The sequence below is a fragment of the Terriglobia bacterium genome, assembly GCA_036496425.1.
Classification (GTDB): Bacteria; Acidobacteriota; Terriglobia; order 20CM-2-55-15; family 20CM-2-55-15; genus 20CM-2-55-15.
The window spans coordinates 24,509-49,263 of the sequence record DASXLG010000253.1 but is presented as its reverse complement, the minus strand read 5'-3'; the positions used below and the strand labels follow the sequence as shown (position 1 = coordinate 49,263).

The following is a 24,755-nucleotide window of genomic DNA, read 5'->3' as shown; positions in this document are numbered from 1 at the left end:
TGCATTTCTAAATTTCTCCCTTGCAGTCGCGTCCTGCAGCCTGCATTTCTAAATTTCTCGCTTGCAGTCGCGTCCTGCAGCCTGCATTTCTAAACTCCTCGCTTGCAGTCGCGTCCTGCAGCCTGCATTTCTAAACTCCTCGCTTGCAGTCGCGTCTTGCAGCCAGCATTTCTAAACTCCTCGCTTGCAGAGGGGTTTGCTTCTCTGCCATACGGGTCGCGGCCGCCGAGAACGAAACATTCACGTTACTGTTCAATTAGATACGGGCCTGCTCGGACTGCCTCGGTGCAAAACGGGATGTATGGACCCGTTGGTCCTTTACAGACGGCCCAGAGTTCGATCAGATTCTGTGATGTTACGCGGCTTTGCACAGCGGGAGCCTTCGGTGACCTTTTTCCGTTGCAAAGCCATGTGCCCTGTATCAGTTCTCGCCAGGTTTCTCCGCGTGGTCTACATCGCCGGTGTTTTGATCGTGGACCGATCTAAGCCGGTTTGGGAACGTAGCCGTACCGGAGATTGCTGCGGGCCGGCCCTTGCTCCTCGTATTGTGTCCGCAGATCGGCGAAGCGATCCTTGCTCTTCTGAAACGCTTCCACGGGATAGTTGTAGAGCCTGGCGACATTCAGGCCGAAGATGGCATTCTTCACCGGTCCATCGGCAGCTCCCAGCGGCTTGAAGCCGTGCTTCTTTTGCATTTCCTCCGGGATCTCCAGCCGGCGTAAGCCTTCGATCTGCCATTGCGGCGAGCCCGTCCAGACGGCATCCGTACCCCAGATGACGTGATCCACGCCGAGCCCCTTGATCAAGACGCCGAGCAGCGCAGCAGCGAGCCGCGGATTCACCACCGTGGAGTAGGCCATCACCTGTCCCAGGTCGGCGTAGACGTTCTTGACGCCGTACTTGCCTGGAATCCCGGCGAGATCGGAGACCCAGGAAATGCGTCCGGCCTTCTCCCACTCGTCCCACGCCACTGCCGGATCACCGCCGATATGGCGATAGGCCGAGTGATAAATGATGAAGTTGAGTTGCGGCCAGTCCTTAGCCGCTTTGCCCACGTCGTCTGGTTTTGCATACGGGGTCAGTTTGGGGAATCGCGCTTCCACGGCGGGAGCCCAAAGCCCCTTATGAATGCAGACATTCTTGATTCCGGACCTGGCGAATTTCTCATACGCCGGATACATCAATTTCTCGTCGTCCAGACGATAGGGATGGGTGCTCAGTTCCTTGTGCGTGTTGTCGCCGACGGTGTACCCCTTCCAGGAATCCGGCTTGCCGACCTCGATGGCGCGGTCAATGCCTTCGAGCCAGCCCTTCTGGCCGGGCGTGATGATGTAGTGAGCCAGCATGCGCTTCGAGCCGGCATTCTCATTCACTTTCGCGCGCGTCTGGAACACCATGTCGTTGGTCAGGAACCAGTCCTCCGGAATCTCCGAAGGAGCGTTACTGATCAGCGCGATCTTGGTGTCGCTGTCCAGGTATATTTCCTTGAAGTAGTTGGCGTATTTGAGATCGTAGATGGTTTGGGGTTTGTCCCCGATGGATTTGTTCCATCCGGCTTTGCCCACAGCCTCGCGCATCGAAACGAAACTGGTGAGCCGGGTGTCGTCGCGAAGGAAGTGTGTATGCGTGTCCATGATGAACTGGCCCCGCAGCGCCTTCGCCCGCTGGTTTGCCATTTCCGGAGTTTGAGCCTCCGCCAGACTCACGTCGAACAGACCGCCGAACACCTGATTCATGATGTAGAAGGAAGCCGCCATTCCGGAAGCAGTCTGGAAGAATCGCCTGCGGGAGACTCCCTGCTTTTTCGCGATGCCATCGGCAAGTTCGATAAGCCGGGCCTCCACCTCCTTCTGCTGGCGGGTTTGCGGCGGAGGTAAATATTCGTCGCTCGAGACCACCTGGGTGGGTACCGGAGCCGGAAAAGACGCTTCTTCGGCCGGCAAAAGATTTTGTTTATCCTCGTCGCTCAGGAAATGCATGATTCAGGCTATCTCATTTCTCTACAACTGCGAGAGCATTATCAGGTCGATTTGCTCTCGGCCGATTGTGTGCGCAGGCTTTGCACAAAAAGTCGGAGAGACGGACATTCCCCGCCTTTTCAAGGCGGGGTGCCCGAGCGATCAGACGTTAGAACGCTCGGGCGGGGCGGTTATCAACGAACCGCGAAGCGCACCTTATTGTTTTGAAGTTACTAACCGCCCCGTCTGCGCCGCTAAAGAACGGGCCCATTGATTGATGGCGCAGCCACCCCGCCTTGGAAAGGCGGGGAATGTTCGTCTCATCGACTTTTGCGCAAAGCCCCATCTCACAATAGAATCCCCTAATGGTTTATTCATCGGCGCTCTGGCTTCATTCGTTGTTGCGCTGGGCAATACTCGTCAGCGGCGTGGCGGCCTGGTTCCTGTCGATCAAGGGCGGTATCGGAAGACGACCGTGGACGGGGAATGACGAGATGTGGGGGACAATCTTCATCACCACGCTCGATATACAGTTCCTTGTTGGACTGGGGCTCTATGCGTTTCTCAGCCCCTTCACTAAGATTGCGTTCCAGAACTTCGCCGGCGCCATGACGAACCCCAACCTGCGATTCTGGGCCGTGGAGCACATCGCCGGGATGATCGTCGGTATCGCGCTCGCGCACATAGGGCGCGTTAAGGTTCGGAAGGCATCAACTGATGTGCGCAAACACCTCATGGTAACTATCTTCTTCGGCCTCGCTCTCGTTGCGATCATCGGTTCGATTCCGTGGCCTGGCGAGACAGTCGGACGTCCGCTGATCCGCTTTTGATGATTGAAACTGGCGGCAAGAACCTGAAATAAGCTATCGTGCGACAATTCACGTCAAGCGGCGTGAACGGAGAGCACACGGTGTCAAAACTTTGCATCCGAAGCTTTGCAGCTTCGATTGACGGCTATAGCGCCGGACCAAACCAGGATCTTCAGCATCCCCTCGGCGTTAACGGCGAAAAGTTGATGGAGTGGTTCTTTCCCACCCGCGTGTGGCGCCACATGCATGGCCAATCGGATGGCGAGACCGGCATCGATAACGAGATGGCCGAACTCGGCTTTGCCGGCTTCGGCGCCTGGATTCTCGGGCGAAACATGTTTGGTCCTGTGCGAGGCCCATGGCCGGATGAAAGTTGGAAAGGATGGTGGGGCGAGGAACCGCCGTATCACACGCCGGTGTTTGTTCTGACACGTCATCCACGTCCTACCTTGAAGATGGCCGGTGGAACAGAGTTTCGATTTGTTACAGGCGGAATTCACGCCGCGCTCGAACAAGCGCGGGAAGCAGCGAGCGGACGCGACGTGCGCCTTGGAGGCGGAGTAGCCACCGTCCGGCAGTATCTTCAGGCCGGATTGGTCGACGAACTCCACCTCGCCATTCGTCCGGTTTTGCTGGGTAAAGGTGAGCACCTCTGGCACAACATCGACATGCGTGCATTGGGCTACGACTGCTTCAAGCAGGTCTCGGGCGAACGCGCCATGCATATCTTTTTGCGCAAGGCCGCGGCTGACGGAGATTGAAAACGAAGAATAACCATGGAAGAATCGCTTCCCGGGAAATCCGGACAAGGAGCAATATGAAGAGATCCGTTCTTGTATTCATCATGGCCATGGCGGTATTTGCCGCCGCGGCGATAGCGCAGGCACCTGCGGCCGTTGGTCAGCGTGAGCCGGGCGGCAATTCGGCTCCAGGCGGGGCCGGGGCTGGTTCTGGCGCCCGGCGCGGCGGACGCGGCACACCGGCTCCTCCCGCCACCGGCCCGATCGCCGACATGGTCACGAAGTTTACCGACGCCGTTAATAAGCAGGATGCGGCGGCTCTGCAGAAAATGGTCACCGAAGATGCCGTGCTGGTCGATGAGGATGGCCATTTCGACCCGGTCGGGCTCTGGATTACAAAACTGACCGGTACCGGACCCAAAACGCTGACCGTCCTTGGCGGCAGAGGACTGAGCCCCTTGAAAGTCGCTGAGACCGGAGACATTGCCTGGGCGGCTTTCAACTACAACCTGAAAGAAAATGTCACGCCTCGCGGACAGTCCACCGCATCTCCAAACGAAATCAACGGAACCGTTACCATGACGTTCAAGAAGAATGGCGCCGACTGGCAGGCATTGCTCATCCATATCGCCGTGACGGGAAAGGCCATCACCCCACACTGACCTTCAAGATTCGCGGGACAACTTTTATATTCGCATCAAGACGGATTTTGTTTCGGTATACAACTCTATTCCGTCGGCCGCCTGTTCACGGCCGATGCCGCTCTGCTTGAAACCGCCGAAAGGCAGCGCCGGATCGATCAGGTGGTGGCAGTTCACCCAGACCGTACCGGCTTCGATCCGTTTAGCCAGACGATGGGCGAGGCTCAAATTCTGGGTCCAAACGCTGGCAGCCAGACCGTAGACCGTGTCGTTCGCCTGCGCGGCGATGTCGTCGGCGTTCTTAAAGCTGTTTGCGACCAGCACGGGGCCGAAGATTTCTTCCTTATATACGGTGGACGCGGAGCTGCAATTCTTGAAGATGGTCGGTTGCACAAAGTAACCCTTGCCGGCGTGTCTGCCGCCGCCGGTAAGCACTTCACCGCCTTCGCGAATCCCGCGCTCAATGTAGCCGAGAACGCGCTCGTGTTGTTCCTTGCTGACCAACGGTCCCATCTGCGAGTCGGGATCGCGGCCGCCGCCGAGTTTCATGGAACCCGCAATTTCCTTCATCCCGCTCATCACTTCGTCAAAGATGGGCTCTTCCACGAACAAGCGGGAGCCCGCCACGCAAACCTGGCCTTGATTGACGAAGATGGCGTTGGCGGCGCCGGCGATGGCCTCGTCGAGATTAGCGTCCCTGGCGATGATTACCGGGCTCTTGCCTCCCAGTTCCAACGACACGCGCTTCAGACTGTCCATCGCGAGCTTGCCGACTTGCTTGCCGACGCTTGTGGAACCGGTGAAGGCAACTTTTCGAACGAGCGGATGCTCGACAATGGCCTGCCCTGCGGTTTCGCCGAAACCCGTGATCAGATTGATCACGCCTTTGGGAATGCCTGCTTCCTCAGCCAGTTCCACCAGACGAATCGCGCTCAAGGGTGTTTGTTCGGCCGGCTTGAGAATGCTGGTACAACCACAGGCCAGTGCCGGCGCCAGTTTCAGAGCCGCCATCACGAGCGGAAAATTCCAGGGAATGATCTGACCGACGACGCCGACGGGCTGACGAAGAGTGTAGGCGTGAAATTCCGTGTTGGGAATGCCGATCGAGACGTTAGCCGTCACGCCCCCGATCTTGGTGGCCCAGCCGGCATAGTAACGGATCAACTGCACGCTGGCCGGTACGTCGATCATCTTCGCGTACATCACCAGCTTGCCGTTGTCCAGCGATTCCAATTCCGCCAGCATATCGGCGTTGGCTTCCACCAACTCGGCCCACTTGAGCAACAACGATTCACGAACCGCCGGTAGCATCCGCGACCATTCGCCTTCATAAAAGGCCTTGTGCGCTGCCTTCGCAGCACGATCTACATCTTCCCGATCACCTTCGGCAACCTCGCAGATCACCTCTTCACTGGCTGGATCAATCGTGCTGAAGGTCTTACCCGAAGCAGCCTCCACCCACCGGCCATCGATGTAAAGTCTCCGGGGCTTCGCGATGAACTCCCGGACCGCCGGACGCAGGTCCGCGAACTCAAGCACATTTGTGGCTTCTCTCATATTTCCGATCCTCCCGGCTTTAAAAACAGTTACAGAAGTATATCTGAACAAACGAATTCGAATCGGGTATGCTCAGGCCGGCAATTACTCTCCACGCAGAAAGGCGGTTCCGATGCGCAAACTCGTTTGCTTTCTGGCAATCCTGATCTTCCCGCTGCGGGTTAGTCTATATGCGGCTCCATGCTCGAGCGCCACTCCCGTGAGCGGCATTTACGCTGGAGCGGATGGTCCGGCTCAGTATGTGCTCAGCATGCCATCACCGGCGAATTGCTATAACGGTGAAATGATCTTCTTTGCGCATGGGTATGTGGCGCAGGGATCCCCCGCAAACGCATGGTTATCGCAGTTGGTTTTGCCGGACGGCACCAGCCTTCCAGGGCTGGTGAACAGTTTTGGCTTCGGGTTTGCGGCCTCCAGTTTTTCCAGAAACGGCTTGTCGATCCCCGAGGGTGTACAGGACACGGCAGGACTTGCTGACGTCCTCAAGGCCCTCGGCATTCCGGCAGGAAAGTATTTCATAACCGGCGCATCGGAGGGCGGGCTGGTTGCAGCCAAATCACTCGAAACCCAATCGGCGCTCTACAGCGGCGCCGTGGCCGTTTGCGGACCCATCGGCAGTTTTCAGCAGCAGATCAACTATTTTGGCGACGTCCGTGTCCTGTTCGACTACTTCTTCCCGGGCGTCTTGAAAACCGGCACACCGGGCGAAAGCGCCATTTCGATTCCGCCTGCCCTCCAGCAGAACTGGTTCACCGTTTATGAACCGAACGTGCTGAAGGCTCTTGCCGCAAACCCGTTGGCGACGCTGCAACTATTACTCGCAGCCGATATTCCCGTCGGCTTGACGACGTCAACCGTCGGCGAGTCCATCACCGGTGCCTTGTGGTACAACGTGTTTGCCACCAACGATGCAATAGCAACTTTGAATGGCAATCCCTACGGCAACCTGTCACGTGTGTATCATGGGTCTTTAAACGACGCCAGAATGAATGCCATGGTCGCCCGCTTCGCGGAGAGTCCGGTGAATCTCAGCCCGTATGAAACCACCGGGATACTTCACGACCCTCTAGTCACGCTCCATACGATAGCGGATCCGATCATACCTTTCCGGCAGGAGCTCTTATACGCGGCGAAGGCCCAGGCGAAAGGCAGTTCCGCGGAATTGACGGAGATTCCTGCCGTCGCGTATGGACATTGCAACGTGAACAAGGCGGAAGCGGCCTCCGCCTTGTTGCTGATGCTTGCCAGGGCAGGAAAGTAAGGTCAAACGGTCAAACAGTTGTCCTGCGATTTGGACAACTCGTTATACTGCCGTATGCCCGGAGGCCGGCTTCAATATTTCCTGAATCAGATTTACTCTAACCTTCTGTTCTTGCTCATCTTTGCCGTTGCGATCACGCTCCGGTTACTATCGCTGCGCTTTCCGTTTGGCGATTTTGACGAGGGCATCTATACCGCGACTGTCCGCTCTGTCGCGCATGGCTTTCCCCTGATTTCGCAGACTTTTAGCTCGCAAGGACCACTTTTCATTTACATATCTGAACTGTTTTACAGAGTCTCTCCGAGCCTCGTTGCCCTTCGTCTTTTTCCGGTGCTGTGCAGCCTTGCCATCATCTACTTTGCCTACCGATTAGTGGATCAGCACGTTGGCCGAAGCGCCGCCGTTTTCACCGCAGCTTACCTTGCCGTGAACACTACTGTTCTTGCGGTGTCCCGTACTTTTCAAATCGATATTCCGTGGACCGCCTTTTCCTTTGCCTCCTTCTACTTTCTGCTTCAATTCCATCACACCGGCAAGCGGTTGCAGATTTACGTCTCCGGTCTTTTTTTCGGTATGAGCTTGCTCCTGAAGGTGAACCCCATTTTTATAGCGGTTCTGGCCGGTTATTTTCTTTTGGCCACGCCAATCCGTGGCTGGAAATACAGCCTGAACATCATCGTCTTTGCGCTCTTCCCTGCCGTTATTTTATTGCTGGCTGTCCCTGCGAACGAGCTGCACAGGTTCTACGTCGATACCGTGGGAATCCGAATCCATACTGTTGGTCCTCGTTTGCAGGACTGGACTGCAGGCTTGCGCGCGGGGCTTATCAAGGATGAGTGGCCGGTGATTCTTCTTGCCTTACTTGGCTTAGCCTGGATACGCCCTGGTAAAATCGCAACCACCCGCGGGCTCTTCTTGATTCTGAGTCTGGTCTGGTTATTGACCACTGTGGCCGCTTTCAGCGTGTATACGGCTCTTTTCCGTCACCACCTGGTGTTTTTCATTCTACCCTGCACGTTGGCAGCGAGCATTGCCGTGCAGGAATTGTGCAAACGATCCACCACCAGGTTGGCCGCGGTGGGGCTGTTTTTCGTACTCGTTTGGATTGTCTTTCGAGTCTCCCTGCAGCAGAATACCTTGCAATCCATTATCAGTCCGGCTGCCGACAGGTATGATCAAGCCCTGCAGGCAGCCGCTTCCAGCATTGATCAGCACAGCCGCCCTGGAGACTATGTAGTGGTTGATGACCCGATTGTCCTTTATCTGGCCAACCGGGACACACCACCAGACCTGGTCGACACCTCGATCCTTCGGATTCAAAACAGACTTTTAACCGAGGATCGGCTGGAAATAGACACGGAAGCCTTCCGTCCGGTCCTGATCGTTATTGTATCGGGACGCCTGACCCTGCTCCCGGCCTACGCTCAGTTTTTACGCACGCACGGTTATCATGAAGAAACCGATCCGCAAGGCTTTATCGTTTTTTCGCTCCAGGCCGCTTGATGACGTTTGGCATTTTTCCTCTCCCTCGCCCCCCTCAGATTCCACTCGACCGTCCTTGAGGACCACATCGAAGCGATAACACGGTGGAAATAGAATCACGCGCAGCGGCGCGCCAGTTGCTGTTCAGTCCCAGATCCTCGGGAGGCGACACACATGGCAACGCGCCGTGACTTTGTGAAAACTGCGGGTGTTCTGACCGGAGCGATGGTAATCGGCGTTCCTGTCCTGCCGGAGGAAGCGGGCGCTGCGGTGCAAAACGGTGTTCCTCTGGATCTGACGATCAATGAACAGGATTACAACCTCACGATCGATCCGCGGACGACCCTCCTGGATCTTCTTCGCGAACACCTTGCGCTTACCGGAACAAAGAAAGGCTGTGATCACGGACAGTGCGGTGCGTGCACGGTTCTGGTTAACGGCCGCCGGAGCAATAGCTGCCTGTCGCTGGCCGCGGTACACCATGGCGACAAGGTGACGACCATCGAAGGCGTGGCCGGCGGCGACGACTTGCATCCCGTACAATCCGCATTCATCGAATACGACGGCTTGCAGTGCGGATACTGCACATCCGGACAGATATGTTCCGCGATCGGCCTTCTGAGTGAGGTGCGCCGCGGCGTACCTAGCGTTGTAACGCCGGATCTGGCGCATCCCAAAGCCATCGAACTGACGACCGATGAGATTCGCGAGCGCATGAGCGGCAACATCTGCCGGTGCGGCGCCTACCCGGGTATCGTCGAAGCCGTTCGCGCCAGTTACAGACAGACCTGAGGAGATGTCATGAATCCTTTCGAATACGAGCGCGTCAGCACCGCCGACGACGCGGTCCAGTCTGTTGTCCGTCCCAATCACACCAGATTTCTAGCCGGCGGCACAAACCTTGTCGATCTCATGAAAGGCAGCGTCGAAACACCCACGCGCCTGGTCGACATCAACCGGCTGCCGTTGAACGCGATCGAGGCACTGCCCGACGGCGGCCTCCGCCTGGGCGCCGTCGCGCGAAACAGCGACACGGCGGCCCACCCGCTCGTGCGTTCGAACTACCCGCTTCTCAGCCAGGCCATTCTCTCCGGCGCATCACCGCAATTGCGAAACCAGGCGACCAACGCGGGCAACCTTCTACAGCGAACGCGCTGTTATTACTTCATGGATACCGGATCTCCGGAATGCAACAAGCGTGCGCCCGGAAGCGGCTGCGGCGCCATCGACGGGTTTAATCGAATCCATGCCATTTTCGGCGCGAGCAAGTCGTGCATTGCCACTCACCCGTCCGATATGTGCGTGGCTCTCGCGGCTCTGGATGCCACCATCCGTGTGCGCAGCGCTCACGGCCAGCGCTGGATTCCGATGGGGAGATTCCACAGGTTACCGGGCGACTCGCCGTGGCTGGACACGGTGCTGCAGCCCGACGAACTGATCCTTTCGATCGATCTTCCTCCCTCTCCATACGCCGCCCACTCTCATTACCTAAAAGTGCGGGATCGCGCCAGCTACGCGTTCGCTCTGATCTCGGTGGCTGCCGCGCTGGAACTCGAGGGCAACCGCATCCGCAGCGCCCGGATCGCGCTTGGTGGCGTGGCACATAAGCCATGGCGCGCCAGGTCCGCCGAACAATCGCTTGCCGGTGCCACAGCAAGTCTAGCGGTTTTCGAAAGCGCGGCCCGGCGCGCCGTTCAAGGCGCGAAACCATACACTTTCAACAAATTCAAAGTAGATATGACCCGCGAGGCCATTGTTCGCGCTCTGCACATTGCCGGAGGTCTGGCATGAACACGATCGGCCTTCCCCTGTCCCGCATCGATGGAAAAGCCAAGGTCACCGGTCAGGCGACCTATACTGCCGAGTTCCAGATCCCCGATATCGCTTATGCCGTCATGGTCCAGAGCACCATTCCCTCCGGACGCATCGAAAGCATCGATACATCCGCGGCGAACACTCAAAAGGGCGTCCTCGCGGTACTGACTCCCTTCGCCGGTCCGAAGGCGCCCGAGCCGGAAAAACGGCTGTCTTTACTCCAGGACAACGCGGTGCATTACAACAATCAGCCGATTGCGGTCGTTGTCGCCGAGACTCTGGAGCAGGCGCAGCATGCGGCGGAACTTCTACGGGTCAATTATCGTCCGTCCACTCCGCACATGGACTTCAAGGCCGGCTTCGCCAACGCACATCCGGGAACGCATAACGGAGAGCCCGGAGACCTCAGCTTCGGCAATGTCACAAAAGGGCTCGGTAGCGAGGCGGATGTGATCGTCGATCAGATATACACGACGCCGATTCAACATCACAATCCGATGGAGCCGCACGCCACGATCGCGCATTGGAACGGGGATCGTCTTACCGTCTACGACACCACACAAAATATCAGCGGCCACAGGAAAACACTGGCGAAGATCTTCGCGATACCGGAAGACAACGTCCGCGTGATTACCCGGTTCGTGGGCGGGGCGTTTGGCTGCAAAGGCGAAGTGTGGTCGCATACCGTGCTTGCCGCGATGGCGGCCAGACAGATCAACAGGCCGGTCAAGCTCGTTCTCGAACGCCCGCAAATGTTCGGGCCGGTGGGTGCGCGGCCGCGTACCCAGCAGCGGATCGTCCTCGGCGCGACGCGTGAAGGCAAGCTTACGGCCATATGGCATGAAGTCTACGCGAATACGTCGTTTCTCGAGGACTATCTGGAATCGTCCGCGTTCCCGACGCGCGTGATGTATTCGTGTCCGAACGTGTCCACAACCTCCCGGCTGGTCTCTCTCAATCTCGGCACTCCGACGTATATGCGGGCGCCCGGTGTCGCGACCGGAACCTACGCGCTCGAAGTCGCTATGGACGAACTGGCGTATTCGCTGAATATGGATCCGCTTCAGCTGCGTCTGGTGAATTACGCCGAAGCCGATCCTCAAACACAATTGCCTTTCACCGGAAAACACCTGCGCGACTGTTACACATAAGCGGCTGAACAATTCGGCTGGGCGAAGCGGAACGGCCACCCTCGTTCGATGCAGGATGGCCCCTGGCTGATCGGCTGGGGTATGGCGACGGAAACATATCCGGCCAACAGGAGGCCTGCGCAGGCACTGGTTCGAATCAAGCCGGACGGGCGTGCCCTGGTCGCAACGGGTACACACGAGATCGGTGGCGGCACCTACACAATCCTTGCGCAGGTTGCCGCCGAAGCCCTCGAAATGTCACCCGACAAAATCGATGTCGTTATCGGCGACACGAATCTGCCCGAAGCGCCGATCTCCGCCGGTTCCATGACGACGGCCAGCGTGACACCGGCCGTGTATGAGGCTGCTCTGCAGGTTCGGACGAGGATGAAGAACAACACACCGCCCTTCGAGGCGACGGCCAAGGTCGAACCGAACCCTGATCTCAAGAAGAGATTTTCGCCGCACTCCTTCGGAGCGATATTCGCTGAAGTCGCCTGCGATCCGGCGCTGGGTGTTATTCGGGTCCGGCGAGTCGTCGCCGTCTATGACGTCGGCAGGCTCATCAACGAGAAGACCGCGAAAAGCCAATTCATCGGCGGTATCGTGTGGGGCATCAGCCTCGCGTTGCATGAGGCGACTCACGTCGATCCGCACACGGGCCGGATCTTGAACGCAAATCTCAGCGAATATCACGTACCTGTGAATGCGGACATTGGCGATATCCAGGTCTCCGCCATCGGTGTTCCTGACACGCATGTGGACCGGCTCGGCGCCCGCGGCATCGGCGAAATCGGAATCACAGGCACCGGAGCCGCCATCGCCAACGCCGTCTTCCATGCCACCGGGAAGAGAGTCCGCGACTTGCCGATTACGCCCGACAAACTTTCGGGTAGAGTCTGATTTTGTAATACTTCTTGGTGACGGGTGCTCACATTCCCCGCTTTTCCAAGGCGGGGTGGCTGCGCCACTAATGAAAAGGTCCCGTTCCTTAGCGGCGCAGACGGGGCGGTTAGTAATCTCCGACAGGAAAAAGGGTCCCCTTCGCGGTTCGCTTATAAAGCACGATAAAGCACCTATCCACTACTCAATCGCCCGGCAGGCAAGTCTTTCAGTCGTTTGAAAGAGCATCTCGACATGACTGAAGCCCGCTGATTGTATTGCGTCCAGCTGTTCTACCTCAGTCATGAACAATGCCCGATCCCGCCCGGAATCCGTTTTAGGAAGGTGGTCACAAACCAAAAGAAGCCCGTCTTTCTTGAGCAGACGACGGCACTCCCCATAAAACTTCAAGGCATGCCGTTTGTGACGCAATTCATGGACGGCTTGCATGGTGAGAATGCAATCATAAGCAGCGCCAACCTTGTCCGCCCACGCCGCCTGCTTAAAATCCACTTGTAGATACGCGACACGGTCGCCAAACACCTGAAGCCGTTTGCGGCTCAGCTCGAGCATCGTCGGCGAGAAGTCGAGCAGCGTATAGCGCTCAATCCCGGCGCAGCGCGACAAAATGTATTCCGCTAAAAATCCGGGGCCGCTGCCGATTTCAAGGGCCTGACGGATCGCGGACCTCCGTTCCATAATTGCGTCCGCAAAGGCAGCGAAAAAATTGATTCGCGACGGGAGCTTTGCCTCCGCTTCTTCTGCCCATTGCTTCGCGGCCTGTTCGGATAGGAAATCGACGCCTGGAGGAATGTCTCCGTCGGAATGACTCATGGAGCCCAGGATAGCAGGTTACGCAGTACTCCAAGAAAGGGTGCGCCATTTGGAAACGGGATTTAGTTTATGGCGCAGCCCTCCCTTGAAACCGGAACTAGATCCAGATCACTGCAGTCAAAGTTGATGACATGATGCAACCATGCCGAGGTGGACAGACAGATCAGGTCCCTGCCCCCGCTTAGTTTTCCGACGGGCGCTGGATACTGTCGATCACGAGAACGGGCAGCGGGCCTTTGGCCGATTCCAGGCGGAGGCCCAGTTGCTCGTCGAGAGCGTTGAAGAGAGACGGACCCGCGGGAGCTGCCGGCACCGGGCCGCCGGGACCGATGTTGGCGTTCAATCCCGGGTCAGGAGTCCATTGAAGCCGAATGTCGTATAAACCCTTCAGCCCGGTCTGATCGACGACGGGACGGCCGGCATAAAGGGCGCCGAGAGCTGTCGCAAAAATCGACATCGACATGGCTTGACCTTCGAGATCGCCTCTTCCCATTCGTATGCCGCCGCGGGGTACTCCGCCGCCGCGACGGCCGCCGCCTCCGCCGCCACCGCCGAGCAAGGCTTCGGGCGGAGTCTGATCGTCCGAAGCCTTCACTTTCGAGCCGCCCTTGGCAACCCTCAATTCATATAAAGGAAGGTCCCGCATTTCTTTGTGAGCCTTTAACTTGAAGCGGTCCTCCAGCAGGGATTGCACCATCAGCGCGATGGTGTCGGGAGTGGCGATATCCAGGACGCCTGCGCGCGGAAGGACGGTCCCGTCCGGCGCCTTCGCTTCGATGTCCCAGCGGTCGGTATCGAGCCAGTCGGGACCGCCGATGAATTCCTGATTGTCCCGGTATGCAAACTGAATCACCCGCCGAAGCGCGATCCGGGAAGCCACAAAACGACCGCCCGGCTGGGCGGCAATGCTGGCGTTTCCCTCGGCCGAGGTGTCGCGTTTGATCGCCGCCACATCGAATGAAGGACGGGTGGATTGCGGAAAAGTAAAGACAAGAAAGGCAAATACCAGGATTCGCACGGCTTCCATCAACCAAGAGTAACCTATATATAAAGGATGCCGGAAGGTTGATCTGACGCGAAGATGTGATGAATTGGAACAATCTGGAACAAGGCAGTCGGTGAGATGGACACTCCCCGCCTTTCAAAGGCGGGGAGGCTGCGCCATTAACAAAATGATCCGGTTCCTTAGCGGCGCAGGCGGGGCGGTTAGTAAGTTCAAACAAAATAGGTGCGCTTCGCGGTTCGTTAATAACCGCCCCGCCCGAGCGTTCTAACGTTTGGTCGCTCGGGCACCCCGCCTTGAAAAGGCGGGGAATGTCCACTGCACGGACTGTTTGTGAAAAGCCTCCTTCCTCGAAGGACGGGATACGGGCCTTTACGTGTGGCCCGGCGAGCCCGCGACGATACAATTTGAAGGCCGCTATGCCCTATCGAATCGACATCCCGATCCCGCCTGACGACGCGCTGGACCGGCTGATTCAGCTGGGCGCGCTCGATATCGAGGCGGTTCATGGCGGAATCGCAGCCATCCTGCCGGACAGAGTAAGGCCGGGCGATGTAGCCGGCGCATTGGGTCTGGCCGGCGTGGCCGTGTCCCGCGCGGTTGCACGCGACAACGGGTCGGTCTGGCTGCTGAGTCCGCGGGCGGTTCGTATCGCGGGCATTGTGATCGCTCCACAGGAAGGTCCTGCTCCGCTATTTACGGCTGCGCGCTATCGCGCTTGCGCTCCGCCGGGCGCCCTTCGATTGACCGATTCCACCGCCTTCGGAACCGGACATCATCCAACGACGGCGCTCTGCATCGAGGCGATCGAGGAAGCGCTGGCCATTGACGTTTCAGAAAGCGTGCTCGATGTCGGCACAGGTTCGGGCGTGCTGGCGTTGGCCGCGCTGATGATGGGAGTGCCACGCGCGACCGGCATCGACATAGACGCCGATGCGCTGAGGATCGCGGCGAAGCATGCGCGACTGAATCATCTGGCGGACCGCCTGCACCTTCTCCCAGGCGGACCGGATGCTGTCGAAGGGACCTGGCCGCTCGTCGTGGCAAACGTGCTCGCCGCTCCGCTGGTCGAGATAGCGCCGATTCTCGTTCGGCGCGTAGGCGGCCGCGGCCGGCTCATTCTCTCCGGCATCCCGGAGTCCCTCGAATCCGAGGTGCGCTTCGCGTACCTGCGGTTGGGAATGCGGCATATCCGTTCGGGTACGCGCAGCGGATGGACGGTCCTCGTATTTCAGGCCTCGTGGTGAGGTTGCCGCCGCTGCCGGAGGACCTCATAAACCGCGATGGCCACAGCCGTTGAAAGATTGAGTGAGCGGACATGAGACGATAGGACAGGCATTCCAACGAAGCTGCCGGCGTAGCGCTCGTGCAGGTCCTGCGGCAGGCCGGCGGTTTCACCACCGAAAATGAGAACGACATTTTCCGGATCGCCGAACGGCACATCCCAAAGAAGCCGCCTGGCCTTCGCCGAGAAGAAGTACGGAACGCCCAGTGACGGAAGTTCGCGCTCAAACGCATCCCAGGCCGGCCACACCCGCGGCTCGACATGTTCCCAGTAGTCGAGGCCGGCCCGCTTCACCTGACGTTCGTTGAGCGAAAACCCGAGCGGTTGGATGAGGTGGAGAATCGCGCCGGCGGCGAGGCATGTCCGGCCCGCGTTTCCGGTGTTCCAGTGAATTTCGGGATGCACGAGCACGACATGCGTTGCCATTGCCGGTAAACGGAACGAAACCACAAAAAGCACAAGAGGCACAAGGCCAAAGCGGTGTATTCTGATGATAAATGCGCCTGACCCAGATATTCCAGCAGCTGGTCCGTTCCCGCGACGTGCGCATGGCGTGGACCGTGGCGATTGCGGCGGATGCAATTCAGATAATCGGGCTGCCGTTGTTTGCTTTTGGCGGCCTCTCGCCGGCGGATACCCTTGTCGACGTCGCTGCGGCGGCGATTCTCTCAGGTATCTTGGGCTGGCACTGGGCATTCATACCGACGCTGCTTGCCGAACTGGTTCCCGGCCTCGACCTCTTCCCGACCTGGACCGCCGCCGTCGCGTATGTCACCTGGCAGCGCGCTCGCTCGTCGAAGGAAGATATTCGCGACATCCGGGACGTTCGAGACGTTACCGACATCCACGAAGAACGAATGCCTGGAAACCGTTCTCTCCATTCTTAGACATGCCCGATCACGCCTTTGGCGGAGGCTGCTCCATGCTCCTCGGCATACGGACTGCTACTGCTTCCCCGCGTACGGTGACGGTTCCCGCGGCGGAGACTGTCAGTTCCACGACCTTCTTTTTCTCGCTCTGCTCTTTAACCCGGCCTCTAATTTCAAGTTCGACTCCAAGTGGAGTCGGCTTGAGATAATCGACCCGCAGCGCGCCGGTCACATATCGCGGCGCAACGGAATCGACTGGCATTCCGGCAAGATCCGCAGCGGCTGCGGTCGCCATGGCATGGCAATCGACCAGAGACGCCAGCAAGCCGCCGTACACAAAACCCGGAAGCGATGTGTAGGCCGGCCCCGGCGTGAAATGGGCGACGACTTCGCCGCCTTCGGGATAACTCTTCAGCTGATGCCCCTGCGGATTACTGCGTCCGCAACCGAAACAATGGGCCACGTCTTCGGGGTAGAGATCCTGAATCGCAGTCATGCACTCTTGATTCTAGGCGGGATTCGGATTCAGCGTGAGGCCGTATTGCCGGCATCCGGATTGCACGCGAACGATGTATCGTCCCATCAGCCGCACGACCCGAATCCGCCCGCAGTCGCGCGCGCCCATCCGATAAGCCGACTTGATGGAGTTGAAGTTGTTGGACTCGATGTAAAAGACCATCCCCCTCGAGCCGCGCGACAGGAATTCGGCGAGAGCGCGCGTCTTGCTGATCGCGTGGAGGCGCAAGCCGCGATAACGATCCAGAGTGAATCCTTTGTACATGTAGACGATCTGCGGATCGAAATGAAGGAACAGTTCCTCGTTATCCATCAGGGTCGGTTTTCGGGAATACCAGCCGTAGTTGGCCAGCTGGTCTCCTTCGAAAATGCCATAACATTCATCGCCTTTGGCCAATGCGTAGCGGACAAAGTCCGGACGCAGTTCGTTTGCCGGATCCTTCGAAAAGTCCAGCAGCGCCTGCTCTTCCAATCGGAGGAATCGAAAGCCCGGCGGCAAATCGAAAGACCGTGTATTGATGCTTTCGACAATCAGACACTGAAGGTTTTTGTAATAAATCCACCGGTTTGTCGTCCGCATGACCACGTCGTACAGCGCGGGCCAGCTGCCGTGGTTACGAGCGGTCCTGCAAACCGAACGGTAGATCCGCAGCAAATTCATTCCTCAGGCTAGAAGCAAGCGGGCTGCCGGGTCGCAAACCGCTGAAACACATGGATTAGAGGAATACCGGCGGGGAGAACTCTCAGCTAGCCGCAGATGACGCGGATGCCGCAGATGGAACGAAAGAACACTCTGTTAATACGTTCCATCTGCGGCATCCGCGTCATCGCCTGAGTCAGGCGGGAGTTAAAGCAAGTGCCGCCGCTGCGCGGCTCAATTCCGGAGCTCACAACCACTGATTGAAGCGCCGCATGTACCAGCGCTTCACGATTTGAATGAGTCCGCAGTAGCAAAGCAGCGTCAGAGTCAACCACAGGAAATAACGTCCCGGCAGCGGCGAGAGCGCGATATTCGCTCCGAGAGGCGAAAACGGAATGTAAACGCCGATGGCCATGATCGCGAGAGTGAGCAGCATCACGGGTGTCGCCGCCACGCTCTGGATGAACGGAATTTTCTGGGTTCGGATCATGTGAACGATCAGCGTCTGCGATAACAGGCCTTCAATGAACCAGCCCGAGTGGAAAAAGGACTGACGCGCGGCGGTATTGAAGCCGAACACGTACCACAGGAGGCAGTACGTCGTGATATCGAAAATCGAACTGATCGGGCCGATGAAAATCATGAAGCGCGCGATCCCGCCGGCTTCCCACTTGCGCGGCTGCCGCAGGTATTCGTCGTCCATGCGGTCCCACGGAATGGAAATCTGCGAAATGTCGTACAACAGATTCTGAACGAGCAGATGGATCGGCAGCATGGGCAGAAACGGCAGAAAGGCGCTTGCCGCCAGGACGCTGAAAACATTTCCGAAGTTCGAGCTCGCCGTCATCTTGATGTACTTGATGATGTTGCCGAACGTGCGGCGTCCTTCGAGCACGCCTTCCTCTAGAACCATCAGGCTTTTCTCGAGCAGGATGATGTCGGCGGACTCTTTCGCGATGTCGACGGCCGTGTCGACGGAAATTCCGACATCCGCGTCCCGCAATGCGGGCGCGTCGTTGATGCCGTCACCGAGGTAACCAACCGTATGGCCATCGCCTTGAAGCGCGCGTATAACGCGCGATTTTTGAATCGGCGACATCTTGGCGAAGATATTTGTGGTCTTCGCCTTGTCGACGAGTTGCGCGTCGGACAGCGCTTCGACCTCCTTGCCGAGCAGAACGCCCTGGATCTGAAGTTCAACGTACTTGCAGATCTTGCGGGTCACGACTTCGTTGTCGCCGGTGATGATTTTCACGGCGATTCCGTGCTGCCCGAGCGCGGCTATCGCTTCCTTCGCCGACTCCTTTGGAGGATCGAGCAAGGCGATAAAGCCCGTCAGCACCATCTCGTTTTCGTCGGAAAGGCCGTAGGCGCGGTCTTCGGCGGGCATCCACTTATAAGCCACGGCGAGAACCCGGAGGCCTTCTTCGGCAAGGTCCGTCGTGAAGCTATGAACCGTCTCGCTCAACTCCGGAGTCATCGGGACGATGCCGCCTTCGCGGCCGCCGTTTTCATCGGCGTCGGTGCAGACGCTGAGAACTTCGTCCACGGCGCCTTTGCAGATCAGGAGATTGTGCGTGCCGCCGTTTCTCACCACGACGGACATGCGGCGGCGCGCAAAATCGAACGGGATCTCGTCGATCTTCCGGTATTCGCGCAACCGCTGCGAGACGCCCTGCGTACCGCCGTATTCCAGGACCGCGCGATCCAGCACGTTCTTCAGACCGGTCTGATGGAAGCTGTTCAGCCAGGCATAATCGAGCACCTGCTCATCGCTGTTGCCGTGAATGTCGTAATGCTGCTCGAGGACGATCTTGTCCTGCGTCAGGGTTCCGGTTTTATCGGTGCACAAAATATCCATTGCGCCGAAATTCTGGATCGAGTTCAGCCGCTTAACGATGGCTTTGCGGCGCGACATCGCGACGGCGCCCCGGGCCAGGTTGGCGGTCACAATCATCGGCAGCATTTCCGGCGTCAGGCCGACGGCGATCGAGACTGCGAATAAAAATGCCTGTTTCCAGTCATGCTTGTCGATGCCGTTGATCAGGAAAACGATCGGAACCATCACGAACATGAAGCGGATGAGCAGCCAGCTGACTTTATTGATGCCGATATCGAAGCTGGTGAGCGCCCGCCTGCGGCCCACAATTTCCTTCGCCATCGAGCCGAAATAGGTGTCGTCGCCGGTCGCGACGACGATCGCCGTGGCCGAGCCGCTCACCACGTTCGTCCCCATAAAGCCGACGTTTCCAAGCTCGAGCGGGCTCGCGACCTGGTCGATTCCATCTCCCGCCGATTTCTGAACCAGCGCGCCCAGCGTGTCATACTTCTCGACAGGGATGGACTCGCCGGTAAGCACGGCCTGACTGATGAACAGGTCTTTCGAGGTCAGCAGTCGCACATCCGCCGGAATCATGTCTCCGGCCGACAATCGCACGATGTCGCCGCGGACGAGCTCTTCCATCGGGATCTCTTGCACCCTCTCTTCCGCCTCGCGGACGACGGAGGCTGTCGTCCGCACCATCGCTTTGAGAGCTTCCGCCGCCTGAGTCGAGCGGTACTCCTGCCAGAAACGAAGCAGCGCGCTGATGCCCACCATGGCCAACAGGACGATGATCTCTTTATAAGAGCGGTCTTCCGGCTTCGCTTGAACGACATCCGTTACGAACGAGACGATACACAGCGCCACCAGCACGCCGATAAACGGATTCATGAAGGCATGCATCAACTGCACGTACCAGGCGGGAGGCTTTTCGTGGCTGACTTCGTTGAGCCCAAACTCTTCGCGCCGCTCCTGAACCTGTTCGTATGACAGGCCGCGGAGGGTGGTGTCCGTCAGGCTGAGAGCGCCCTGAACGTCCGCCTTTGAAGCCTCGATCAGCAGTTCGGAAACGCCGGAGGTCTTGCGGGCAGACCGCTTTACCTCCGGTTTCCTGGCGGCCGGCTTCGGGGGCGTAATCTGGGCGGTTGTTTCCTTAATCATCAGGCCCACATCGGAATTGAATATTAAAAAGGAGGAGTGCGAACCGATTGCCGGATTACCGGCGGAGGCCGCCACTCACCCGCTTCCGGAGATCAGCGAGTGGAGGCGATAAACAGGCGAGGCTAGCGAGCCGTGCGGGTTATCACTTCCTGCGCGCTATTCCGCGGAAGTACGGAGCCTTCCATCTACCCGGAGGCTCCTTAAAAGATGATCCGTCGTCCATAAATCCTTTGCTGGCGTTGCACTCAGAGGTTGCAAACTGGTGACAAAATTTCCAAAACCTCTTCGTAACACCACAGTAACACACGCCACAAACGGTCCGGAACCCTTAAATCAAGAAGCGGTTCCAGCGATTGGCAGGCGACTTGCACATGCAAGAGCGTGGGGAAACGTCCGAACATTCTGGAGCGGAGCTTGTCTCTTTTCGCGCCCGTCCAACCGGGGGAAGGATTAACCGCTCTGCTTCTCATGGCGAATGTCTTCACTCTTCTGACGGCTTACTACATCATCAAACCCGTGCGTGAAGCGCTGATCCTGGGTGGCGCCGGCGCCGAGATCAAGAGCTACGCCGGCGCCGGCCAGGCGCTGCTGTTGATCCTGATCGTTCCCGCCTACAGCGCGATCGCAACCCGGCTGAATCGTTTGCACCTGATCAATGGTGTGACGGCGTTTTTCATATCGAATCTTGCGCTGTTCTATCTGGCGGGCCGGATGAAGTTCTCGATCGGCGTCGTTTTCTTCCTCTGGGTCGGGCTGTTCAACCTGATGATCGTGGCCCAATTCTGGTCGTTCGCCAACGATATCTACACCCAGGAGCAGGGGAAACGGCTGTTCGCGATCGTCGGTATCGGCAGCTCGGTCGGAGCCATCTTCGGAGCTCAGGCCGCGGGCTGGATGTTCAAACCGCTCGGCCCTTATTTAATGATGCTGGTCACTGCGGCGATGCTGGGCGTTTGCATGATCCTGACCAACTGGGTTCACTATCGGGAGAAGAACAAGACCCGATCGCAGGCCCATGTCGCGCAGCAACCCATCGGAGCGGCGGGCGGATTTCAACTGGTGTTCAAACAGCGTTACCTGCTGCTGATCGCCGTCCTGGTGTTGCTGTCGAACTTCGCCAAGACGACGGGCGAGTTCATCCTCGGAAAAACAGTGGCCCAGCACGCTGTCGCGATCGCAGCAGCGAGCGGTGGTCACATCACTGCCGAGGCGTACATCGGCGAATTCTATGCCGACTTTTACTTCTGGGTAAACCTGGTGAGCGCCGCCATCCAGATGTTCGCCGTGTCGCGCGTGATGAAATACATGGGTATCGGCGCCGCGCTCTTCTGTCTGCCGGTGATCGCGCTTGGCGGCTACAGCATCCTTGCATTTGTCCCGATCCTGAGTTTCATCCGTATTGCGAAGATCGCCGAGAACAGCGCCGACTACTCGATTCAAAATACCGCGCGGAATGCTTTGTTCCTTCGGACAAGCCGCGAAGCGAAATACAAGGCAAAGCTGGCGATCGACAGCTTCTTCGCCCGGGCCGGCGACGGCTTCTCCGCCCTGCTGGTGTTTACTGGGACGCGTCTCGCTTTCGGAATCCGGAGTTTCGCCGTGGTGGATGCCCTGTCGGTGCTTATCTGGTTGGGCGTCGTGGTCGCGATCCTGCGTTTGAGAAGAAAGCAGAAGGCAGAAACAGCTCCTGATAAAGAAACCCCGCTGGCCGCCTAAAAGAGGCAAAGAACATATTGCAACATTGCAATATGTTCCTTCCCCTTTTTATCTGTGACCGTGCGCGACAGCAACGTGTCCGGCGCCGGCAGGACGTACCGGGCCCCGCGGACCCGATGGAATAAGCGTCGGACGCGAAACCGGCACCGTCGGACGCGGTGTCAGCACCGGCAGCGGACGAACTCCAGGACGAACCACAGGACGAGGCAGAGGCCGGATGACGGGCCTAAACAAGACAATCGGAGCAGTGTTTATGAACGGCTGATAGAAACCATATCCGCCGTACGGCGAAAAATAGGAGAAAGCTCCAAGGGGTGCGCCGATACCCGGCATGATTAAACTATTGGGCCACGCCGGGCCGGGATAGTACGGCGTTCCATAGGGCGTTCCGTACGGATATCCTTGATCCGGGAATCCCGGATGGTTCAGCGCGGCGTCCGTATCCGCCGACCTGGCGTTGGCCGCGGCAATTTCTCCGGAACGCTGCTGGTTCCAATCTTCAAGCTGAGGCGCGGCTGCGCCGTCCGGAAAGCGGTATGTGCCGGGTTGGGAGATCGAGAGAGTCTCGGTACCATCTGTGACCTGGATCGGGCTATTTTTCTCGACGGCGCCGCAGTCGACAATGGCGGAGCCGGAGATAATCCGAACCTGCACATTGGCCAGATCGACAGAGTCGAGCACAACCTCTGAATTTTCGTCCACCCGCAAGAACGTACTCGGATTCAAGAGAACTTCCACCCGCGACGAAGGTCCGGTCTGAATCGGCTCGCCGACAGCAACCTGTTCCTGAACCCGGACGTTTGCTGTACCATCAACGGCATTCACCAATCCCGCTTTTGCGGAGATAATGAACTGCATAATGAGGAAAGCGGTCGTAATCATAGTCCTCTCCCTGGTTCCCTTATTATGCTACCGCCCGGCCCTCAAAGCCCAGAACGAAACGCTCAAAGTTGACGTCAATCTTGTCCTGGTCAATGCGACGGTGTCCGACATGAATAACCGCCTCGTCGCCGGCCTGGACCGCCCGAATTTCCGCTTGCTGGAAGACGGCGTCGAACAGAAGGTCGAATATTTCTCGGTCGAAGATCTGCCGGTCAGCGTCGGACTCATCTTCGACGCAACGGGCAGCATGGTGGATAAGTTCCCCGCGGCACGCGACGCCGCAACCGCCTTCCTCAAAACCAGTAATCCCCGCGACGAGTATTTTCTAGTGGAATTCAGCGATACACCGACCCTCATCGAGGATTTCACGACCGATCTGGCGCGCCTGGAAAAGCGGATTTTCTCGGCTTCGGCGCACGGGCTGACACCGCTGTTCGACGCCGTGCAGATGGGACTCGAGAAAATCAAGAGCGGAAGAAACACGAAAAAAGCGCTCCTGATTATCACCGACGGCGAAGACAACAACAGTCACTACTCGTTCCCGGATATCCGGGAGTTCACGCGCCATCAAGATGTCCAGATCTACGCCATCGGCTTGATCGGCACCACGAGAGGCCAAACGACGATCCGGGACCTTGTCGAAACGACCGGAGGGCGCGCCTTCTTTCCGAGTTCACCCAACCAGCTTTCCGATATCTGCACGAGAATTGCGATCGAATTGAAGAACCAGTACCTGCTGGGTTACCGGTCGACGAACCAGGCCAAGGATGGAACCTGGCGTGAAATCCACGTCGACGTCGATCCGCCGAAGGGCTTGCCGCCTCTGAAGGTGCGGGCCAAAACGGGATACTACGCCGCGACGGGATAAACAGAAAGTTAAGCTCCGCTAAAGAAACTATTCGAAATTCTCCGCTCCCTGATTAATGCAAGCCGCCATGCGTCCGGCGGCTTGCATTCCCGTTAACCCCTTTTAACAAAGGCACCCCTATTCATTTGATACAATGTCAGCGCATGCAGTACGTGTCCGAGTCCCGCCATACAAATGTGTTTATTGCTGCACTGGTTGCGCTCTATCTGATTCTTCCCGGAATGGCGTCTGCCGAAAGAGCGCCGGCACAACCATTTCGTCTCGGGACCGCAGCCATGCCGTTTGGCTGGGCTACCGCAGTTGCGGATCTGGACGCCGACCAGCAGCTTGATTTCGCGGTCGCGGACCGGACAAGCTCCGGCGCGTACGGCTACAGCTACAAACTGGAGCTGAGCCTTTCTCATGCCGGGAATCAGATCTTCCACTTCCGCTCATCGGATTCCGCGTTAAAGGTTTCCATTGTCGATCTGGATAATGACGCCGACCTCGACATCGTCCTGACCCATGCGCTCAGCGGCAGAATCGCGGGCGTGTGGCTGAATAACGGACGCGGTGGTTTCCAGCAGGGAAACACCGACGATTTCCTTCAAGCGGACGCCAAAACCCACGCAGCGGCCACCTTCGAAACGCTCAATCCGCGCGAAACGCTGGCCGTGCCGCTCGAACGAAGATCGGCGGACGACCCGGACGGGATCCGGCTCGATCGGCCGGTGATGCCCTCATCGCCGGGTTTGATGACCTCTCAAGATGTATATCCTGTCGAAGCCTCGCATCGTTTCCTTGTTCCCCGCGCTCCTCCGGCTGCCTTTCCTTTGTAACCATCTGAAGCCGTTCCGACCGGTGTGTCATCCTGCCGCTCCGGGCGGCAGTATCGACTCTGAGGA

21 protein-coding genes and 1 pseudogene are annotated in these 24,755 nt (G+C 58.1%); 13 read left to right on the top strand and 9 right to left on the bottom strand.

The genetic code is table 11. The annotated features are described in order from the left end of the window. Positions 1 to 482 precede the first annotated feature (482 nt). Entirely contained in the window at positions 483 to 1,979 is a 1,497-nt protein-coding gene (locus tag VGK48_18525) for an amidohydrolase family protein (protein ID HEY2383175.1), read from the bottom strand. A 344-nt stretch (positions 1,980 to 2,323) separates the two neighbouring features. Here VGK48_18525 and VGK48_18520 point away from each other — a divergent pair, with 344 nt between their 5' ends. The 3 genes from VGK48_18520 (at position 2,324) to VGK48_18510 (ending at position 4,169) form a co-directional block, all read left to right on the top strand. Further along, entirely contained in the window at positions 2,324 to 2,788 is a 465-nt protein-coding gene (locus tag VGK48_18520) for a hypothetical protein (protein HEY2383174.1), read from the top strand. 80 nt (positions 2,789 to 2,868) lie between these two features. Next, positions 2,869 to 3,528 (top strand): dihydrofolate reductase family protein, encoded by a 660-nt coding sequence (locus VGK48_18515; GenBank protein ID HEY2383173.1) that lies wholly within the window; start codon positions 2,869 to 2,871, stop codon positions 3,526 to 3,528. A gap of 56 nt (positions 3,529 to 3,584) precedes the next feature. Next, positions 3,585 to 4,169 carry a nuclear transport factor 2 family protein gene (locus tag VGK48_18510; GenBank protein HEY2383172.1) on the top strand — a complete coding sequence of 195 codons (585 nt, stop codon included), beginning with the start codon at positions 3,585 to 3,587 and terminating at the stop codon, positions 4,167 to 4,169. 24 nt (positions 4,170 to 4,193) lie between these two features. Here VGK48_18510 and VGK48_18505 read toward each other — a convergent pair whose 3' ends face one another. Then, complete coding sequence (locus VGK48_18505) at positions 4,194 to 5,705, bottom strand: aldehyde dehydrogenase family protein (protein ID HEY2383171.1); 1,512 nt, start codon at positions 5,703 to 5,705, stop codon at positions 4,194 to 4,196. Positions 5,706 to 5,817: 112 nt separating this feature from the next. Between VGK48_18505 and VGK48_18500 the strand changes: the two genes are divergently transcribed. From VGK48_18500 to VGK48_18480, 5 genes and pseudogenes are all read left to right on the top strand, one after another. Next, the gene (locus tag VGK48_18500; protein ID HEY2383170.1) at positions 5,818 to 6,966 is read left to right on the top strand and encodes a hypothetical protein; all 1,149 of its coding nucleotides are present in this window, start codon (positions 5,818 to 5,820) and stop codon (positions 6,964 to 6,966) included. 54 nt (positions 6,967 to 7,020) lie between these two features. Continuing rightward, the gene (locus VGK48_18495; protein ID HEY2383169.1) at positions 7,021 to 8,469 is read left to right on the top strand and encodes a glycosyltransferase family 39 protein; all 1,449 of its coding nucleotides are present in this window, start codon (positions 7,021 to 7,023) and stop codon (positions 8,467 to 8,469) included. 153 nt (positions 8,470 to 8,622) lie between these two features. Next, entirely contained in the window at positions 8,623 to 9,240 is a 618-nt protein-coding gene (locus tag VGK48_18490) for a 2Fe-2S iron-sulfur cluster-binding protein (protein HEY2383168.1), read from the top strand. A 9-nt stretch (positions 9,241 to 9,249) separates the two neighbouring features. Then, positions 9,250 to 10,239 carry a xanthine dehydrogenase family protein subunit M gene (locus VGK48_18485; protein ID HEY2383167.1) on the top strand — a complete coding sequence of 330 codons (990 nt, stop codon included), beginning with the start codon at positions 9,250 to 9,252 and terminating at the stop codon, positions 10,237 to 10,239. Next, positions 10,236 to 12,296, top strand: a pseudogene (locus VGK48_18480) (xanthine dehydrogenase family protein molybdopterin-binding subunit). The gene VGK48_18485 and the pseudogene VGK48_18480 overlap by 4 nt, the downstream one beginning before the upstream one ends. Before the next feature lie 180 nt (positions 12,297 to 12,476). Here the strand turns inward: VGK48_18480 and VGK48_18475 are convergent. Both VGK48_18475 and VGK48_18470 read right to left on the bottom strand, forming a co-directional pair. Then, on the bottom strand, positions 12,477 to 13,109 hold the full coding sequence (locus VGK48_18475; GenBank protein ID HEY2383166.1) for a class I SAM-dependent methyltransferase: 633 nt from the start codon (positions 13,107 to 13,109) through the stop codon (positions 12,477 to 12,479). Positions 13,110 to 13,290: 181 nt separating this feature from the next. Next, complete coding sequence (locus VGK48_18470; GenBank protein ID HEY2383165.1) at positions 13,291 to 14,136, bottom strand: TIGR03435 family protein; 846 nt, start codon at positions 14,134 to 14,136, stop codon at positions 13,291 to 13,293. 395 nt (positions 14,137 to 14,531) lie between these two features. Between VGK48_18470 and VGK48_18465 the strand changes: the two genes are divergently transcribed. Next, entirely contained in the window at positions 14,532 to 15,359 is an 828-nt protein-coding gene (locus tag VGK48_18465; GenBank protein ID HEY2383164.1) for a 50S ribosomal protein L11 methyltransferase, read from the top strand. Here VGK48_18465 and VGK48_18460 read toward each other — a convergent pair. Beyond that, complete coding sequence (locus tag VGK48_18460; protein HEY2383163.1) at positions 15,344 to 15,823, bottom strand: tRNA (cytidine(34)-2'-O)-methyltransferase; 480 nt, start codon at positions 15,821 to 15,823, stop codon at positions 15,344 to 15,346. The two genes, VGK48_18465 and VGK48_18460, sit on opposite strands and share 16 nt — an antisense overlap. Before the next feature lie 71 nt (positions 15,824 to 15,894). Between VGK48_18460 and VGK48_18455 the strand changes: the two genes are divergently transcribed. After that, positions 15,895 to 16,284 (top strand): hypothetical protein, encoded by a 390-nt coding sequence (locus VGK48_18455; GenBank protein ID HEY2383162.1) that lies wholly within the window; start codon positions 15,895 to 15,897, stop codon positions 16,282 to 16,284. Between the two features lie 10 nt (positions 16,285 to 16,294). Here VGK48_18455 and VGK48_18450 read toward each other — a convergent pair whose 3' ends face one another. From VGK48_18450 to mgtA, 3 genes are all read right to left on the bottom strand, one after another. Continuing rightward, positions 16,295 to 16,762, bottom strand: a complete 468-nt coding sequence (locus tag VGK48_18450) for a PaaI family thioesterase (GenBank protein HEY2383161.1) — start codon at positions 16,760 to 16,762, stop codon at positions 16,295 to 16,297. Positions 16,763 to 16,774: 12 nt separating this feature from the next. Then, the gene (locus tag VGK48_18445) at positions 16,775 to 17,443 is read right to left on the bottom strand and encodes a GNAT family acetyltransferase (GenBank protein HEY2383160.1); all 669 of its coding nucleotides are present in this window, start codon (positions 17,441 to 17,443) and stop codon (positions 16,775 to 16,777) included. 226 nt (positions 17,444 to 17,669) lie between these two features. Further along, on the bottom strand, positions 17,670 to 20,405 hold the full coding sequence (mgtA, locus tag VGK48_18440) for a magnesium-translocating P-type ATPase (GenBank protein ID HEY2383159.1): 2,736 nt from the start codon (positions 20,403 to 20,405) through the stop codon (positions 17,670 to 17,672). A 468-nt stretch (positions 20,406 to 20,873) separates the two neighbouring features. Between mgtA and VGK48_18435 the strand changes: the two genes are divergently transcribed. Continuing rightward, positions 20,874 to 22,121 (top strand): Npt1/Npt2 family nucleotide transporter, encoded by a 1,248-nt coding sequence (locus VGK48_18435; protein HEY2383158.1) that lies wholly within the window; start codon positions 20,874 to 20,876, stop codon positions 22,119 to 22,121. A gap of 48 nt (positions 22,122 to 22,169) precedes the next feature. Here VGK48_18435 and VGK48_18430 read toward each other — a convergent pair whose 3' ends face one another. Next, positions 22,170 to 23,003, bottom strand: a complete 834-nt coding sequence (locus tag VGK48_18430; protein ID HEY2383157.1) for a hypothetical protein — start codon at positions 23,001 to 23,003, stop codon at positions 22,170 to 22,172. Here VGK48_18430 and VGK48_18425 point away from each other — a divergent pair. Together VGK48_18425 and VGK48_18420 are read left to right on the top strand one after the other, a co-directional pair. Further along, positions 22,981 to 23,871, top strand: a complete 891-nt coding sequence (locus VGK48_18425; protein HEY2383156.1) for a VWA domain-containing protein — start codon at positions 22,981 to 22,983, stop codon at positions 23,869 to 23,871. The genes VGK48_18430 and VGK48_18425 overlap by 23 nt on opposite strands. Positions 23,872 to 24,014: 143 nt before the next feature. Beyond that, entirely contained in the window at positions 24,015 to 24,689 is a 675-nt protein-coding gene (locus VGK48_18420; GenBank protein HEY2383155.1) for a hypothetical protein, read from the top strand. Positions 24,690 to 24,755 lie beyond the last annotated feature (66 nt).